Source organism: Pseudonocardia lutea (assembly GCF_042658055.1).
Taxonomy (GTDB): Bacteria; Actinomycetota; Actinomycetes; order Mycobacteriales; family Pseudonocardiaceae; genus Pseudonocardia; species Pseudonocardia lutea.
Genome location: NZ_JBHSQK010000096.1, coordinates 87,920 through 102,950 on the forward strand (window position 1 = coordinate 87,920; position 15,031 = coordinate 102,950).

The window sequence follows — 15,031 nt, forward strand, 5'->3', positions numbered from 1 at the left end:
CGTCGCCCAGCGGGGCGCCGCCGGCGAGGGCCTCGTCGAGCGCGTCGAGCGCGGGAGCCAGGGCGTCGTACATCGTCTTGTCCCCGGCCTCCGGCCGACCGCGCGCCACGACGCCCTCGAGCCCGGCCCGGAACGCCTTCGCGAACCCGGCCGGGTCGAGCTCGGCGACCTCGCCCGCGGCCGTGCCGAACCGCAGGAACAAGGTCCCGTACAGCGGCCCGCTCGCCCCGCCGACCTTGCTGACCAGCGTCATCCCGACCTGTTTGAACAGCGCGCCCGCGGTCGCCGGCGGGTTCGCGTCGAGGGCCTCGACCGCGGCGCCCATCCCGCGCGCCATGTTGGCCCCGTGGTCGGCGTCGCCGATCGCGGAGTCCAGCGCGGTCAGCTCGTCGCGGTGCTCGGTCACCTGCCGGGCGAACTCGCGCACCCAGCCCAGGAGCTCCTCGGTGGTCGTCATGCGCCCCACCGCAGGCCCGGCGTGCGGACCGGGGCGTCCCAGAGCCCGAGCAGGTCGTCGTCCGCGCGGAGCAGGGTGACCGAGCAGCCCGCCATGTCCAGGCTCGTGATGTAGGGGCCGACCAGCGAGCGCGCGATGCGCACGCCGGCCCGCTCGAGCAGCCCCGCGACCTCGCCGTACATCAGGTACAGCTCCAGCAGCGGGCTCGCGCCCATGCCGTTGACGAAGCAGATCACGGGTTCGGCGGTGAAGTCCGCGTCGGCCAGGATCGGCTCGACGAGCATCTCCGCGATCTCCCGCGCGGGCGCGAGCGGCACGCGGCGGCGGCCCGGCTCGCCGTGGATGCCGATGCCGATCTCCATCTCGTCGTCGGGCAGGTCGAAGGTGGGCCGGCCCGCGGCGGGCACCGTGCACGAGGTCAGCGCCATGCCCATGCTGCGGCCGCGGTCGTTCACCTTGCGCGCCACGTCCGCGACCTCGCCGAGGCTGCGGCCCTGGTCGGCGGCCGCGCCCACGATCTTCTCGAGCAGCACCGTGGTGCCGACGCCGCGGCGCCCGGCGGTGTAGAGGCTGTCCTGCACGGCGACGTCGTCGTCGACCACCACGGACTGGACCTCGACGCCCGTCTTCGCCGTGGTCAGCTCGGCCGCCATCTCGAAGTTCATGACGTCGCCCGTGTAGTTCTTGACGATGTGCAGCACCCCGGCGCCTCCGTCGACGCCCTCGGTCGCCGCCACCATCTGGTCCGGGACGGGCGAGGTGAAGACCTCGCCGGCGCACGCGGCGTCAAGCATCCCGGGGCCGACGAAGCCGCCGTGCATCGGCTCGTGCCCGGAGCCGCCGCCGGAGACCAGGCCGACCTTGCCCCGGACGGGCGCGTCGCCGCGGAAGACGACGCGGTTCTCGAGGTCGACGCGGAGCTCCGGATGCGCCGCGGCCATCCCGCGCAGCGCCTCGACGACGACGTCGGCCGGATCGTTGATCAGCTTTTTCATGGGGTCCTCCGTCGCACCCGAAGCCCGTTCGACTATGCCGAAGACCTGTCGGACGCTACTGTGACCTGGCCCACGACACAAGGAGCGAGCGGTGATCCAGTCCGTCGACCGGGCCCTGCGTGTGCTTGCCGTGCTGCAGGGGGCCCGGCGGCGCAGCCTCGGCGAGATCGCCGCGGGCTGCGGGCTCGCCCCGTCGACGGTGCACGGGCTCGTGCGCACGCTGGTCGCCCACGGGATGGTCGTCCAGGAGCGGGACTCGGGTCTGTACCGGCTCGGCCCGGCGACGCTCCGGCTGGGCAACGTCTACCTGGACAACCTCGAGCTGCGCGCCCGGGCCCAGCCGTGGGCGGAGGACCTGGCGCGGCGCACGGGGTGTGCGGTGCGGGTGGCCGTGGCCCTGCAGCGGGACGCGATCGTGGTCGGCCACGAGCCCCGGCCGGACGGGAGCCGGCAGATGACCGAGGTGGGCATCGTGGTGCCGGCGCACGCCTGCGCCGTGGGGAAGGCGCTGCTGGCCTACGGCGCGTGCGAGCCCGCGGACCGGCCGCACCGGATGACGGGCGAGACGGTGACCGAGCGGCGCGAGCTCGACGCCCAGCTGGCCGCGGTGCGCCGCAGCGGCCTCGCCACCGAGGTCGAGGAGGCCGTGCTCGGCGAGTGCGGGCTGGCCGCTCCCGTGGCCGCGGCCGACGGGGTGGTCGCGGGCGCGATCGGGCTCGTGGTGCCGGCCGGCGAGTGGCCGCTGCCGCCCGGCGCCCCGGACGCCCTGCGGCACACCGCCCGCGCTGTCTCCCGGGAGCTCGGCGCCGCCTCCTGGCCGCCGGTCGTCGAGGGGCGGGACGAGGCGGCCTCCTGATCGCCGCCCCTGATCACCGTCTCGGACCGATCCCGGCCGCATGCGGCCGTTGACGGTCGTCTTCGACGATCACGGTGAACGGCCAGGTGACGGGGCGACCGCTCCCCCTGGCCACGGCGAAGCCGGCCCACGCCCCGCTCAGCGGCGGCGGGAGCGGCGGTCCTGGGGCGGGCCGGTGCGGGGGGCGGCGCTGCGCAGCTGCCCCCGGTTCTGGTCGGCGTCGAATCGGGCGTAGGCGTCGACGATGTCGCTGACCAGCCGGTGCCGCACGACGTCGCTGCTGGTCAGCTCGGGGAAGGCCACGTCCTCCACCCCGAACAGGATGTCCTGGACGACCTGCAGGCCGGACCGGGTGTTGCCCGGCAGGTCGATCTGCGTGACGTCGCCCGTGACCACGATCTTCGAGCCGAAGCCGAGCCGCGTCAGGAACATCTTCATCTGCTCGGGCGTGGTGTTCTGCGCCTCGTCGAGGATGATGAACGCGTCGTTCAGCGTGCGCCCGCGCATGTACGCCAGCGGCGCGACCTCGATCGTCCCGGCCGCGATGAGCTTCGGGATCGACTCGGGGTCGATCATGTCGTGCAGCGCGTCGTACAGCGGGCGCAGGTACGGGTCGATCTTCTCGTAGAGCGTGCCCGGCAGGTAGCCGAGCCGCTCCCCCGCCTCGACGGCCGGGCGGGTCAGGATGATCCGGTTGACCTGCTTGGCCTGCAGCGCCTGCACGGCCTTCGCCATCGCCAGGTAGGTCTTGCCGGTACCGGCCGGGCCGATGCCGAAGACGATGGTGTGGGCGTCGATCGCGTCGACGTAGCGCTTCTGGTTCAGCGTCTTCGGCCGGATGGTCCTGCCCCGGCGGGAGACGATGTCCAGGCTCAGCACCTCGGCCGGCGACTCGCCGCGCACGGCCGCGACGGCCGGGTCGGCGGCTCCGAGCATCTCGACGGTGCGGCGCACGGTGTCCGACCCGACCTGCTGGCCGCGCTCGGCGAGGGTGACGAGCTCGGCGAACACGCGCTCGGCGAACGCCACGTCGGCGGGCTCGCCGGAGAGGGTCAGCTCGTTGCCCCGGACGTGCACGTCCGCGGCCAACAGCTCCTCGGCGGTGCGCAACGACTCGTCGCGGGAGCCGAGCAGCGCGAGCAGCGCGGTGTCCGGGACTGCGATGCGGGACTGGACGGGGTCCGGCTGCGTCACGTGGTCTGGTCGCCTGCTTCCTGCTGCTCTGTGGTCCCCGTGACGGGGGTGCCCTGTGGCTCGCCCTCGATGTTACCGCCGGGCACCGACGGTCCGCCCCGCCATTCGGCCGTCGGGCACGGTGATCCGGCCGACGGGTCCGGGGCTCCGGAGCCGCACGGAACGCGTCCTAGTGCCCGCGGAACGCCTCCTGCAGCCACCAGGACCCGCCGTCGGAGGCGATCTTGGCGTCGACCAGCAGCGCCCGGCTGCGCGGGCCGGCCAGCCAGTCGGCGACGCCCTCGAGGTCCGCCGGGCACCGGACCGTCAGCGCGTCGAGCCCGTACCCGCGGCCGATCGCGGCGATGTCGGTCTCCGGGAACCGCACGGTGGTGTGGTCGGCGTCGGTGAAGTGGTGCACCTCGGCCCCGTAGGCCCGGTCGTCGTAGACCACGACGACCATCGGGATCCCCAGCCGGGCCACCGTGTCCAGCTCGGCCGCGCCCATCAGCGCCCCGCCGTCGCCGAGCGCCGCGACGGCCAGCCGGTCCGGGCGGGCCAGCGCCGCGCCGACCGCGGTGGCCAGGCCGAGGCCGACCGACTGGAAGCCCTGGGTGAAGCAGAACCCGTACTCGTCCGGGACCCGCAGGTAGCCGGCCGGGTAGCCCATGAAGTTGCCGGAGTCGACGGCCACCACCCGCTCCTGCGGCAGCAGGTCGTCGAGCGCGATCGTCAGGGTCCGGGGATCGATGCCCTCGGGCCCGGTCAGGTCGGTGTACGGCACGTCCCGCAGCCGCACCCGCTCGACGATCGCCGCGCGCACCTCCGGCGTGCGGTACCCGGTGCGGTGACCGGCGCCGAGCAGTTCGCGCAGGTCCCCGGCCGTCGCGGCGACGTCGCCCACCACCCCGAGGTCGACGGGCCGGTGGGCGCCGAGCGCGTCGACGTCCAGGTCGACCTGCACCACCCGCGCCCGCTCGCCGATCAGCCGGCCGTGCCGGGTCGTCCACATCGTCAGGGCACAGCCCCAGGCGACGACGAGGTCGGCGCCGGCGATCAGCTCGACCGCCAGCGGCGAGGCGAACCCGCCGGAGATCCCGAGCGACCACGGGTCGTCGTGGAACAGCCCCGAGGCGACCGCCGAGGTCGCGAGCAGGGCGCCGGACGCCTCGGCGAGCGCACGCAGCTCCTCCCGCGCGCCGAGGGCGCCGCGGCCGGCCACGAAGACCGGGCGCTCCGCGGCGTCGAGCAGCCCGGCCAGGGCCGCGATCCCCTCCGCCGACGCCCGCGGGGGGGCGACGGGCGGGAGCGCGGGCAGCGGGGCGGGCTCGGCCGCGGCGGCCTGGACGTCGAGCGGCAGGTTGAGCACCACCGTGCGGCGCTGCTCGGCCGCGGTCCGGTACGCCCGGACGGTGTCGACGAGGGCGCTCTCCGGCGAGTGCACCCGCTCCGCGACGGCGCCGACGGCCGTGACCAGCGCGTCCTGGTCGATGCGGAAGTTGGAGCGCACCGCCGACCCGGCGGTGTCGGCGGCGAGGACGATCAGCGGCGTGCCGCTCTTCGCGGCCTCGGTGATCCCGGTGAGCCCGTTGGTGAGGCCGCACCCCTGGTGCACCGACAGCACCGCGGGGCGCCCGGACATGCGGGCGAACGCGTCGGCCATGGTCGCCGCGCCGCCCTCGTGGCGGGTCGCGGTGAACGGGACGCCCGCCTCCCGCAGCGCGTTCGTGACGTGGAAGTTCCCGCTCCCGACCACCCCGAACGCGTGCCCGACGCCCAGCTCCGCGAGCGCGCGCCCGACCAGCTCCGACACGATCACGCGGCGGTCACCTCTCCACCAGCGCCAGCACCCGCGCCGGCGACCCCGAGCCGCCGACGATCGGCAGCGGGGAGGCGAGCAGCACGGCCCCGGTCGGCGGGAGCGCCGCGAGGTTCTGCAGCTGGGTGAGCCCGTACTTGCCCGCGCCGAGGAGGAAGGAGTGGCAGGGGAAGGGCGGGTCGAAGGAGTGCGCGGCGCCGGCGTCCGTGCCGACGGTCTCGGTGCCGAAGCCGATGATCGGCGCCTCCTCGGCCAGCCAGGTCGCGCACTCGACCGAGACGCCGGGGGTGTGCGGGCCGTGCTCGTCCGCGTTGAGGAAGGCCTCGGCGTCGGCGGAGCGGGCGTCCCAGCCCGTCCGATACAGCAGCCAGCCGCCCTCGGGCAGCGGGCCGTGCTCGGCCTCCCACGCCTTGACGTGGTCGATCTCGAGCAGGAAGTCCGGGTCGGCGGCCGACTCGGCCGAGAAGTCCAGCACCGCGGCCGGGGCCAGCAGCCGCGCGGCCGGCACCTGCGCCACGTCCTCGCCGTCCTTGCCGGTCACCCAGTGCACCGGGGCGTCGAAGTGGGTGCCGCTGTGCTCGCCGGTGTGGATGTCGTTCCAGTACCAGGCCGGGCCGCGCTCGTCGTAGCGGCTGATCTCCGACAGCGAGAAGGGGATCGTGTTCGCGAACGGCGGCGGCAGCTGCAGGATCGGCGTGCCCGAGTGCAGCGGGGCGGTCAGGTCGACGATCTCGACGCGCCGCGAGGACAAGGCGGAGAGCAGCTCCTGCAGGACACCCATGGCCGCGAAACCTACGGCTCCCCGTGGCGCGCCGCGACGACCGGGGGGAGGATCGCCGCGGCGCGGCCGCCTGGTCGGGCGGCCCCCGCCGCGCCGTGGAACGGGCGGCGGGACCGGTGCTCACCGGGGGGGTGGGTGAGCCGCCAGAAGACTAGACCAGGTCGTTGCCGGGTCACGCAGTTGGTGCGGCATGCGTGACGTGGGGCGCGTCACGTCCGGGGTGGCGCGGGCGCTCAGCGGGCCGGGACGCCCCACCGCCGGGTGAGCACCCCGATCGCCCCGAGCGCCACGGCCGCGGCGGTCGAGGCGCGCAGCACCTCCGGGCCGAGCCGGACCGGCCGCGCCCCGGCCGCGGTGAGCGCGGCCAGTTCCTCGTCCGCGATCCCGCCCTCCGGCCCGACGACGAGCAGCACCTCGCCCTCCGCGGGCAGGTCGGCGGCGGAGAGCACGGTCCCGGCGCTCTCGTGCAGCACCAGGGCCGGGCCGCCGCGGGCCACCAGGTCGGTGGTGGTCACCGGCTCGCCCACCTCGGGCATCCACGGCCGCCGGGCCTGCTTGGCGGCCTCGCGGACCGTCGACCGCCAGCGCGCGAGGGCCTTGTCACCGCGCGGCCCCTGCTCCCAGCGCGCGACGCAGCGCGCCGCCCGCCACGGCAGGATCGCATCGACCCCCGCCTCGGTGGCCAGCTCGACGGCGAGCTCGCCGCGGTCGCCCTTCACCAGCGCCTGCGCGAGCACGACCCGCGGCGCGGGCGCCGGGTACCGCACCACCTCGTCGAGCGCGAACTCCACCGCGTCCTTGGCCACGGCCGTGGCGTGGGCGCGGGCGACGGCACCCCGGCCGTCGCCGAGCTGCACGACCTCGCCGACCCGGATGCGCTTGACCGCGCCGGCGTGCCGGCCCTCCGGCCCGTCGAGCAGGACGGTCCCGGCCTCCGGCAGCTCCCCGACGAGGAACAGCGGGGCGGTGCTCACCGACCGCTACCGGAAGGAGTCCCGCAGCCGGGCGAACAGCCCGTGCCCGTTGCGGGCGCCGACGGCCAGGTCCGGCTGCTCCTCGCCGCGCAGCTTCGCGAGCTGGCGCAGCAGCTCGGTCTGCTCCTTGTCGAGCTTGGTGGGGACGGTGACGTCGACGTGCACGATCAGGTCGCCGTGCCCGTCGACCCGGCCGGTGGAGCGCAGCCGCGGCATGCCCTTGCCCCGCAGGGTACGCAGCGTGCCGGCCTGGGTGCCCGGTTCGACGTGCAGGTCCTCGGTGGTGCCGTCGAGCATCGGCAGCGGGAGCGTGGCCCCGAGCGCGGCCGCGGTCATCGGCAGCGGCAGCCGGACGTGCAGGTCCGCGCCGTCGCGCTGGAAGACCTCGTGGGGGATCTCCTCCACCTCGACGTACAGGTCCCCGGCCGGGCCGCCACCCGCGCCGACCTCGCCCTGCCCCGCCAGCCGGACCCGCATCCCGTCGGCCACGCCGGCCGGGATCCGCACGCCGACGCTGCGCCGCGAGCGCACGCGCCCGTCGCCCGCGCACTGCCGGCACGGCTCCGGGATGACCTCGCCCAGGCCCCGGCACGTCGGGCAGGGGCGGGAGGTGACGACCTGGCCGAGGAACGAGCGCTGCACGCTCTGCACCTCGCCGCGGCCGCCGCAGGTCTCGCACGTGTGCGGGCGGGTGCCGGGGGCGCAGCCGTCGCCGCCGCACTCCGAGCAGAGCACCGCGGTGTCGACGGTCAGCTCGCGCTGCACGCCGGTCGCGCACTCCTCCAGCGTGAGCTGCATGCGGATGAGCGCGTCCGCCCCGGGCTGCACCCGGCTGCGCGGCCCCCGCGAGCGGCCGCCCGCGGCGCCGCCGAAGAACGCGTCCATGATGTCGCCGAAGCCGAAGGCGCTGAACGGGTCCCCCGCGCCCGCGCCGCCGGCACCGCGACCGTTGTCCAGCGGGTCACCGCCGAGGTCGACGATGCGCCGCTTCTCCGGGTCCGTGAGGACCTCGTACGCCGTGCTGACCTCGCGGAAGCGCTCCTGCGCCCCCGGGTCCGGGTTGACGTCCGGGTGCAGCTCCCGGGCCAGTTTGCGGTAGGCCCGCTTCAGTTCGGCGGCATCCGCGCCCGGCTCGACGCCCAGGATGCCGTAGTAGTCCCGTGCCACCCTCGAAGTCCCCATGATCCTTCTGTGCTCGACAGCTCAGTACAGCTCGGTGCTCGACAGCTCGGTCCCGTGAGAGCGCTAGCGCCCCGCCAGGATCTCACCCACGTACCGGGCGACGGCGTGCACCGCCGCCATCGTGCCCGGGTAGTCCATCCGGGTCGGCCCGACGACGCCCATCCCGCCCACGACGGTGCCCGGCCCGTAGCCGATCGACACGACCGAGGCCGTGTGCAGGTCGGCCGACTCGTTCTCCTCGCCGATGCGCACCGTGACCAGGCCCGGGTCCTGCGCCGCGGCCAGCAGCTTCAGCACCACCACCTGCTCCTCGAGCGCCTCGAGGACCTGGCGCAGCGATCCCGGGAAGTCCGCGGAATTGCGCGTGAGGTTCGCCGTGCCCCCGAGGACCAGGCGCTCCTCGGGGTGCTCCACGAGCGTCTCGATCAGCACCGTGGACACGGTGAGCACCACGTCGCGCAGTTCCTTGGGCACCGAGTTCGGCAGCTCCGCCACCCGCGCCGACGCGTCGGCCAGCCGCCTGCCGGCCAGCGCCTGGTTCAGCAGGGTACGCAGCCGCCCGGCGTCCTCCTCGGTGACGACCTGCCCGAGGTCGACCATCCGCTGGTCCACCCGGCCGGAGTCGGTGATCAGCACCAGCATCAGGCGCGCCGGCGTGAGCTGGACGACCTCGAGGTGCCGGACCGTGGACCGGGTCAGCGTCGGGTACTGGACGACGGCGACCTGCCGGGTCAGCTGCGCGAGCAGCCGCACGCTGCGACGGAGCACGTCGTCGAGGTCGAGCGCGCCCTCCAGGAAGGTCTGGACGGCCTTGCGCTCGGCGGCCGACAGCGGTTTGACCTGGGCCAGCCGGTCGACGAACAGCCGGTAGCCCTTGTCGGTCGGGATGCGGCCCGCGCTGGTGTGCGGCTGGGCGATCAGCCCCTCCTCCTCCAGCGCGGCCATGTCGTTGCGGACCGTGGCGCTGGAGACCCCGAGGTTGTGGCGCTCCACGATCGCCTTGGAGCCCACCGGTTCCTGGGTCGAGACGTAGTCCGCCACGATCGCCTGGAGGACCGCGAAGCGGCGTTCGTCGGCGTTCACCGCACACACCTCCCTGCTGACCCGCACACGTCACCGGACGTTCGTCCAGTCTATGCGGAAGCGACCCCGTGCCGCCCGGACGCGAGGTGTGACCCGGCTCAGGATTGTGCGTCTCCCGCGCTCAACCCTCCCCGTGGCGCCGGCCGTCCTCCGGGGCGTGCGCGGGCTCGAGAGCCCGGAGAGCCAGGAGGTCGGCTCCCGGCCCGGCCCGCACGGGCCACCTCACGAGACCGTGACGGGGGTTTGCCGCGCGCCCGGACAGGTATCGCCCGCGTGCGCCACGGGACCGGGCGCGGAAGGGCGGGACGGTGACGGGTCTGGCGATCGGGCCGGCGGCGGCGGGGCTGGCCGCGGCCTCCGGCGACGTGCTGCAGCGCAGGCCCGGGTGGCTGGCCGCGGCGCTGGTGGCGGCGGGACCTGATCGTCCTCGGCGTCGTCGTGCTGGCCCGCTCCCCGCGCTGCGCGACGGCGAGGACGGATGAGCGAGGACGGATGACCGCACCCGCACGCCCGGCCCGCGGCTGGCAGTCTGGAGGGGGATGGCTTCTCCCCGGGTGACCCGACGCTGGGTGCTGGTCGCCGCCGGCACCGCGGCGATCCTCGGCGCGGCCGCGACCACCCTGCCGGCGAGCGGGTCGGACGAGCCGGCGGAGGCGCTGCGCGCCCGGGTGCTGGCCGGGCTCCCGGCGCACGTCGGGTACGCCGAGAGCACCGGGCGGCTCGGGCTGCCCGAGATCCCGGCGCTGGAACGGGTCACCGCGCTGTTCACCGGCGTCACGCAGCTGCGCGCGTACGTGGCCGGCCCGGACCTGTGGCGGGTCGACGAGCTCACCCCGGCCGGCGAACGCGACACCTACCGCCGCGCGGACCGCGAGTACCTGTGGGACTTCGGCGCGAACCAGCTCACCACGGTCACCGGCGAGACCCCGGTGCGGCTCCCCCGCGCCGGCGACCTCGTGCCCTCCGAGCTGGCCCGCAGGCTCGTCGGGCTCACCCGGAGCGACCCGGTCACCTCCCTGGGGCGCCGCCGGATCGCGGGGTTCTCCGCCGCCGGCTTCCGGACCACCCCGGTCGACCCGGACACCACCGTCGGGCGGATCGACGTCTGGTGCGACCCGGCCTCGGGCCTACCGCTGCGCGTCGAGGTCGCCGCCCGGACGGACGACCGCCCCCTGCTGTTCACCGAGTTCCTGGAGGTCGCGCTGACCACGCCGGACGACCGCACCCTCACCCCCGCCGTGCCGCCCGGCGCGGGGTCGGTCACCGCGGAGGCCGCCGACCTGGCCGGGGCGCTCCGCCAGCTCGACGCCCCCGACCCGCCCGCGCGCCTCGCCGGCCGCGACCGCGTGCCGCTCGGGGCGGGCCTGCCGGGCGTCGGGGTGTACGGCGCCGGGGTGTCCGGGTTCGTGCTGGTCCCGGCGTCGCGCGGGATCGCCGACCGGGTGATCGACGGCGCCCCGTCGGCCGGCGGGGTCACCGTCGACGTCCCGGTCGGCCGGGCCGTCCGGCTCACCACGCCGCTGCTGTCCGTCGTCGCGCGCGGCGGGGTCCGGCGCGGTGGGGTGCTCCTGGCCGGCACCGTCGCGCCCGAGGTGCTGGAGCAGGCCGTCCGCGAGCTGCCGGGACGGCGCGCATGATCATCGCGACGAGCGGGCTCACCAAGCGGTTCGGTCGGGTGACGGCGGTCCGGGACGTGTCGCTCGAGGTGCCCCGGGGCGTCCGGTTCGGGCTGCTCGGGCCCAACGGCTCGGGCAAGACGACGCTGGTCCGGATGCTGCTCGGGCTGGTGCACGCCACGTCCGGGTCGATCGAGGTGCTCGGGGAGCCGATGCCGCGGCGGGCGCGCTCGGTGCTGCCGCGGGTCGGCGCGCTCGTGGAGGGCCCGGCGGCGTGGACCCACCTGTCCGGGCGCGCGAACCTGCGGCTGCTCGACGCCGCGGGGCCGGGCGGGCGGCTGCGGGACCGCCGCCGGCGGGTCGACGACGCCCTGGAGCGGGTCGGGCTCGGCGGCGTCGACCGGCGGCCGGTGCGGGCCTACTCGCTCGGCATGCGCCAGCGGCTGGGCATCGCCGCCGCGCTGCTGCGCGAACCCGAGCTGCTGCTGCTCGACGAGCCGACCAACGGCCTCGACCCGCGCGGCATCCAGGAGATGCGCGCCCTGCTGACCGCGCTGAACGAGGCCGGGACCACGGTGGTGCTCTCCTCGCACCTGCTCTCGGAGGTCGACGCGCTCTGCACGCACGTCGGGGTGATGAACGCCGGGCGGCTCGCGCTGACCTCCGAGATCGCCGCGCTGCACACCCCGACCGGGCGGGTCCTCGTCCGGACGCCCGAGCCCGACGCCGTCGTCGGGCTGCTGAACGGCCAGGTGGTCGACCGGCGCGGGGACACGGTCACGGTGCGCGGGATCGAGCCCGCGGCGCTCAACGCCCGGCTGGTCGGCAGCGGGGTGCGGGTGACCGGGCTGACCGAGGAACGACGAACGCTGGAGCAGGTGGTGCTGGAGCTGACCGGCAGCGGGACCGACCGGATGGACCGCACGTGATCGGGGTCGAGCTGCGGCTGATGCTGCGCCGCCGGCGGGTGTGGCTGTGCTGGGCGCTGCTGTGCGCGCTGCCCACGCTGGTCGCGATCCTGCTCGCCGCCACCCGGCTCGCCCCGCCGCCCGGTCGCGGGGGCGCGTTCCTGTCGGCGGTGGTGAGCAACGGGCAGATCTTCCCGGCGGCGGCGCTCGCCCTCGTCATCCCGATCTTCCTGCCGATCACGGTGGCGATCGTCGCGGGCGACACGGTGGCGGGCGAGGCCGCCGCCGGCACGCTGCGGTACCTGCTGGTGCGCCCGGTCGGGCGGGCCCGGCTGCTGATCGCGAAGCTGCTCTCCGTGGCGGCGTTCGTGCTGCTCGCGGTGCTGTTCGTGACCCTGGTGTCGTACGTCGTCGGGGTCGCCGCCTTCGGCTTCGGGCCGGAGGCCTCGCTCGGCGGCGCGGGCGCGATCCCGTCCCTGTCCGGGGTCGAGCTGACGCCGGCCGACGTGATCGCCCGGACCGCGACGACCGTCGGGTACCTGGCGCTGTGCATGCTCGCGCTGGGCGCGGTGGGGCTGTTCTTCTCGACCCTCACCGACTCCCCGCTCGCCGCCTCGCTCGGGGTGCTGGCGTTCGTGGTGGCCAGCGCGGCGCTGCAGCCGCTCGACGCCGCCGCCGCGATCGAGCCGTACCTGCCGACCTCGCACTGGCTCGCGTGGATCGACCTCTACCGCGACCCGATCCTCTGGACCAACGTGCGGGAGGGGGCGCTCGTGCAGCTCGGGTACATCGTGATCGCCTTCGGCGCCGCCTGGGCCAACTTCGGCACCAAGGACGTCACGACCTGAGGTGCGGCGGGCGATCGCGGCCAGGGTGACGCCCCGTTCTTCGCGGTCGGCTGCGGTACCTCGCCGGCCGTGGACCGCTAGGGGGCGGGCTCAGGGGGCCGCGGCGGTGCCGCAGCCGGCGCCGGTGAGGTCGATCGGCTGCGTCGCGATCCCGCGCAGGACCAGCCCCGCCACGGTCGGGTCCGTCGGCAGGCCCGAGTGCGTCACGCGCGCGCCCGGGCAGACCTGCTGCACCGGCACGTCGACCGCGCCGGGCAGGTTCGCGGTGTCGGGCGGGGTGGAGGTCTCGTCGTCGCCGGTCCAGACCGAGAGCCAGGGCAGGGCGCTGCCGACCCGGGCCCGCGCCAGCTCCGCGAGCTCGGCGGAGCCGGGCGCGAGCTGCCGGCAGGCCGTGGGGCAGGCGTCCGGCGCCTGCGCGGCGGCGACCGCCGCCAGCGTCGTCCCGTTCAACGGGGAGCCGAGCGTGACGATCCGCCGGGCCTTCGCGGCGCCGTCGTCCCGGGCGACCCACAGCCCGGCCACCACGCCCCCGGCGCTGTAGCCGACGACGTCGACGGACGGGGCGCCCGCCGCGAGGGCGGCGTCCACCGCGTCGTCGAGCACCTGGACCTGCGCCGACAGGTCCCCGGTGCCGTCGCCGACCAGGGTGAGGACCTGCGCGTCGCGGCCCGTCGCCCGGATCCGGTCCGCGAGCCGCAGCAGGGAGTCCCGTCCGCCGCCGTAGCCCGGGACGAGCAGCACGGGGCCGGGGCGGTCCTGGGCGGGGCGGGCCTCCACGTCGACGGCGGGGCCGGACGAGCCCGCCACCCGCGCCCCGACGACGACCGCCGCCACCAGCACGAGCGCGGCGAGGATCGCGACCAGCAGCCTGCGCCGGGGGCTCACGCCGGGGTGCTCTCGCTCGCGAGCAACAGGTCCTGCACCACGCGGTCGGCGAGCAGGCGGCCGGGGCGGGTGAGGACCGCGCGGCCACGGTCCAGGGCGGCGGGGTCGAGCAGGCCGTCGGCGGCGGCGCGCTCGGCCTCGCGGCGGGCGGGCCCGTCGAGCAGCGCGAGGTCCAGACCGGTGGCCAGGCGCAGCCGCAGCATCACGCGCTCGGTGTGCCGGTCCTCGGCCGTCAGCACCTCGTGGTCGGCCTCGGGCGAGCCCGCCGCGACGGCCGCGGCGTAGCGGGCCGGATGCTTGACGTTCCACCAGCGCCGGCCCGCGAGGTGCGAGTGGGCGCCGGGGCCGACGCCCCACCAGTCGCCGTCGAGCCAGTAGCCGAGGTTGTGCCGGCACTCCGCCTCGGGCGTGCGCGCCCAGTTCGACACCTCGTACCAGTGCAGGCCGGCGGCGGTGAGCAGGTCGTCGATCAGCTCGTAGCGCTCGGCGGCGACGTCGTCGTCCGGGGCGGGCAGCTCGCCGCGCGCGACCCGCCGGGCCAGCGCGGTGCCGTCCTCCACGATCAACGAGTACGCCGAGACGTGGTCGACGCCGGCGGCGAGCACGGCCTCCACCGACGCACGGAGGTCGTCCGTGGTCTCGCCGGGGGTCGCGTAGATGAGGTCGAGGTTGACGTGCGCGATCCCCGCCGCCGCGGCCTCCCGCGCGGCCTCGACGGCCCGGCCCGGCGTGTGCCGGCGCTCCAGCACGCGCAGGACGTGCGGCGCCGCGGACTGCATGCCGAGCGAGACCCGCGTGAACCCCTCGTGGACGAGCGCGGCGAAGAACTCCGGCGAGGTCGACTCGGGGTTCGACTCGGTGGTGACCTCGGCCGCGGGCGCGAGGCCGAACTCCTCCCGGACGGCGTCGAGCACGGCGCCCAGGCGGGCCGCACCGATCAGGGACGGGGTGCCGCCGCCGACGAACACGGTGTCCACCGCGCGGTCGCCGACGGTCCGGCGCGCCAGGGCCAGCTCGCGGCGGACGGCGTCGAGCCAGCCGTCGGGCGAGGAGCCGGAGCCCGCCAGCTCGGAGGCTGTGTAGGTGTTGAAGTCGCAGTAGCCGCAGCGGGACGCGCAGAAGGGCACGTGCACGTAGATGCCGAACGGCGGGCTGCTCACGACTCCACGGTACGGACTCCGCGCCGCGGCCCCCGGGTCGAGCCGGGGAGGGTGGGGTCACAGCGGTGGGAGCGGGGCGACGGGGGCTCGCGCGGGTGCGCGACCCTCGCCCGGCCCGTCTAGTCCGCCGCCTGGCCGGCCCGGTGCCGCCCGACCCCGGCGTGCTCCTCGTCGGTGTCCGTCCGGCGGTCCGTCGAGGAGGAGGGCCCGTCCTCCGCGGAGGCGTCGGCGGAGTCGGCCCGGTCGCGCTGCCGCTCCTCGGCGGCGGGCCGCAGTTCGGCGAGGAGCCCGGCG

The 15,031-nt window shown here is 76.0% G+C and carries 15 protein-coding genes; 5 read left to right on the forward strand and 10 right to left on the reverse strand.

Annotated elements, in window-relative coordinates; genetic code table 11:
- Positions 1 to 457: dihydroxyacetone kinase subunit DhaL (gene dhaL, locus ACFQH9_RS28600; protein WP_379570925.1), on the reverse strand; the 457-nt coding region annotated here is incomplete at its 3' end.
- Positions 454 to 1,452 carry a dihydroxyacetone kinase subunit DhaK gene (gene dhaK / locus ACFQH9_RS28605; protein WP_379570927.1) on the reverse strand — a complete coding sequence of 333 codons (999 nt, stop codon included), beginning with the start codon at positions 1,450 to 1,452 and terminating at the stop codon, positions 454 to 456. The genes dhaL and dhaK, both read right to left, overlap by 4 nt.
- 91 nt (positions 1,453 to 1,543) lie before the next feature.
- On the opposite strand from dhaK, the gene ACFQH9_RS28610 reads away from it, so the two are divergent.
- Positions 1,544 to 2,308 carry an IclR family transcriptional regulator gene (locus ACFQH9_RS28610; RefSeq protein ID WP_379570929.1) on the forward strand — a complete coding sequence of 255 codons (765 nt, stop codon included), beginning with the start codon at positions 1,544 to 1,546 and terminating at the stop codon, positions 2,306 to 2,308.
- 138 nt (positions 2,309 to 2,446) lie between these two features.
- On the opposite strand, the gene ACFQH9_RS28615 is transcribed toward ACFQH9_RS28610, so the two are convergent.
- From ACFQH9_RS28615 to hrcA, 6 genes are all read right to left on the reverse strand, one after another.
- Positions 2,447 to 3,502 (reverse strand): PhoH family protein, encoded by a 1,056-nt coding sequence (locus tag ACFQH9_RS28615; protein ID WP_379570931.1) that lies wholly within the window; start codon positions 3,500 to 3,502, stop codon positions 2,447 to 2,449.
- Positions 3,503 to 3,671: 169 nt separating this feature from the next.
- Positions 3,672 to 5,300 carry a thiamine pyrophosphate-binding protein gene (locus tag ACFQH9_RS28620; RefSeq protein WP_379570933.1) on the reverse strand — a complete coding sequence of 543 codons (1,629 nt, stop codon included), beginning with the start codon at positions 5,298 to 5,300 and terminating at the stop codon, positions 3,672 to 3,674.
- A gap of 7 nt (positions 5,301 to 5,307) precedes the next feature.
- Positions 5,308 to 6,081 (reverse strand): cyclase family protein, encoded by a 774-nt coding sequence (locus ACFQH9_RS28625; protein ID WP_379570935.1) that lies wholly within the window; start codon positions 6,079 to 6,081, stop codon positions 5,308 to 5,310.
- A 233-nt stretch (positions 6,082 to 6,314) separates the two neighbouring features.
- Positions 6,315 to 7,055, reverse strand: a complete 741-nt coding sequence (locus ACFQH9_RS28630; protein ID WP_379570937.1) for a 16S rRNA (uracil(1498)-N(3))-methyltransferase — start codon at positions 7,053 to 7,055, stop codon at positions 6,315 to 6,317.
- Positions 7,056 to 7,061: 6 nt separating this feature from the next.
- The gene (gene dnaJ / locus ACFQH9_RS28635) at positions 7,062 to 8,222 is read right to left on the reverse strand and encodes a molecular chaperone DnaJ (protein WP_379570959.1); all 1,161 of its coding nucleotides are present in this window, start codon (positions 8,220 to 8,222) and stop codon (positions 7,062 to 7,064) included.
- A gap of 78 nt (positions 8,223 to 8,300) precedes the next feature.
- Positions 8,301 to 9,320 (reverse strand): heat-inducible transcriptional repressor HrcA, encoded by a 1,020-nt coding sequence (gene hrcA, locus ACFQH9_RS28640; protein ID WP_379570939.1) that lies wholly within the window; start codon positions 9,318 to 9,320, stop codon positions 8,301 to 8,303.
- Positions 9,321 to 9,628: 308 nt separating this feature from the next.
- Here hrcA and ACFQH9_RS28645 point away from each other — a divergent pair, with 308 nt between their 5' ends.
- From ACFQH9_RS28645 to ACFQH9_RS28660, 4 genes are read left to right on the forward strand one after another with little or no spacing between them, the layout of a single operon-like run.
- Entirely contained in the window at positions 9,629 to 9,802 is a 174-nt protein-coding gene (locus ACFQH9_RS28645) for a hypothetical protein (protein ID WP_379570941.1), read from the forward strand.
- A 57-nt stretch (positions 9,803 to 9,859) separates the two neighbouring features.
- Positions 9,860 to 10,957, forward strand: coding sequence for a LolA-like protein (locus ACFQH9_RS28650; RefSeq protein WP_379570943.1), 1,098 nt, complete (start codon positions 9,860 to 9,862; stop codon positions 10,955 to 10,957).
- A complete protein-coding gene (locus tag ACFQH9_RS28655) occupies positions 10,954 to 11,865 on the forward strand; it encodes an ABC transporter ATP-binding protein (protein WP_379570945.1) in 912 nt (303 codons plus the stop codon). Before ACFQH9_RS28650 ends, ACFQH9_RS28655 begins: the two co-directional genes overlap by 4 nt.
- The gene (locus ACFQH9_RS28660; protein ID WP_379570947.1) at positions 11,862 to 12,692 is read left to right on the forward strand and encodes an ABC transporter permease; all 831 of its coding nucleotides are present in this window, start codon (positions 11,862 to 11,864) and stop codon (positions 12,690 to 12,692) included. Before ACFQH9_RS28655 ends, ACFQH9_RS28660 begins: the two co-directional genes overlap by 4 nt.
- A 90-nt stretch (positions 12,693 to 12,782) precedes the next feature.
- On the opposite strand, the gene ACFQH9_RS28665 is transcribed toward ACFQH9_RS28660, so the two are convergent.
- On the reverse strand, positions 12,783 to 13,577 hold the full coding sequence (locus ACFQH9_RS28665; RefSeq protein ID WP_379570949.1) for an esterase/lipase family protein: 795 nt from the start codon (positions 13,575 to 13,577) through the stop codon (positions 12,783 to 12,785).
- On the reverse strand, positions 13,574 to 14,737 hold the full coding sequence (hemW, locus tag ACFQH9_RS28670; protein WP_379570951.1) for a radical SAM family heme chaperone HemW: 1,164 nt from the start codon (positions 14,735 to 14,737) through the stop codon (positions 13,574 to 13,576). Before hemW ends, ACFQH9_RS28665 begins: the two co-directional genes overlap by 4 nt.
- Between the last annotated feature and the right edge of the window lie 294 nt (positions 14,738 to 15,031).

Coding starts and splice junctions, on each gene's coding strand:
- dhaK (WP_379570927.1), bottom strand. CDS start 1,452: ATGAAAAAGCTGATCAACGATCCGGCCGACGTCGTCGTCGAGGCGCTG.
- ACFQH9_RS28655 (WP_379570945.1), top strand. CDS start 10,954: ATGATCATCGCGACGAGCGGGCTCACCAAGCGGTTCGGTCGGGTGACG.
- ACFQH9_RS28625 (WP_379570935.1), bottom strand. CDS start 6,081: ATGGGTGTCCTGCAGGAGCTGCTCTCCGCCTTGTCCTCGCGGCGCGTC.
- ACFQH9_RS28650 (WP_379570943.1), top strand. CDS start 9,860: ATGGCTTCTCCCCGGGTGACCCGACGCTGGGTGCTGGTCGCCGCCGGC.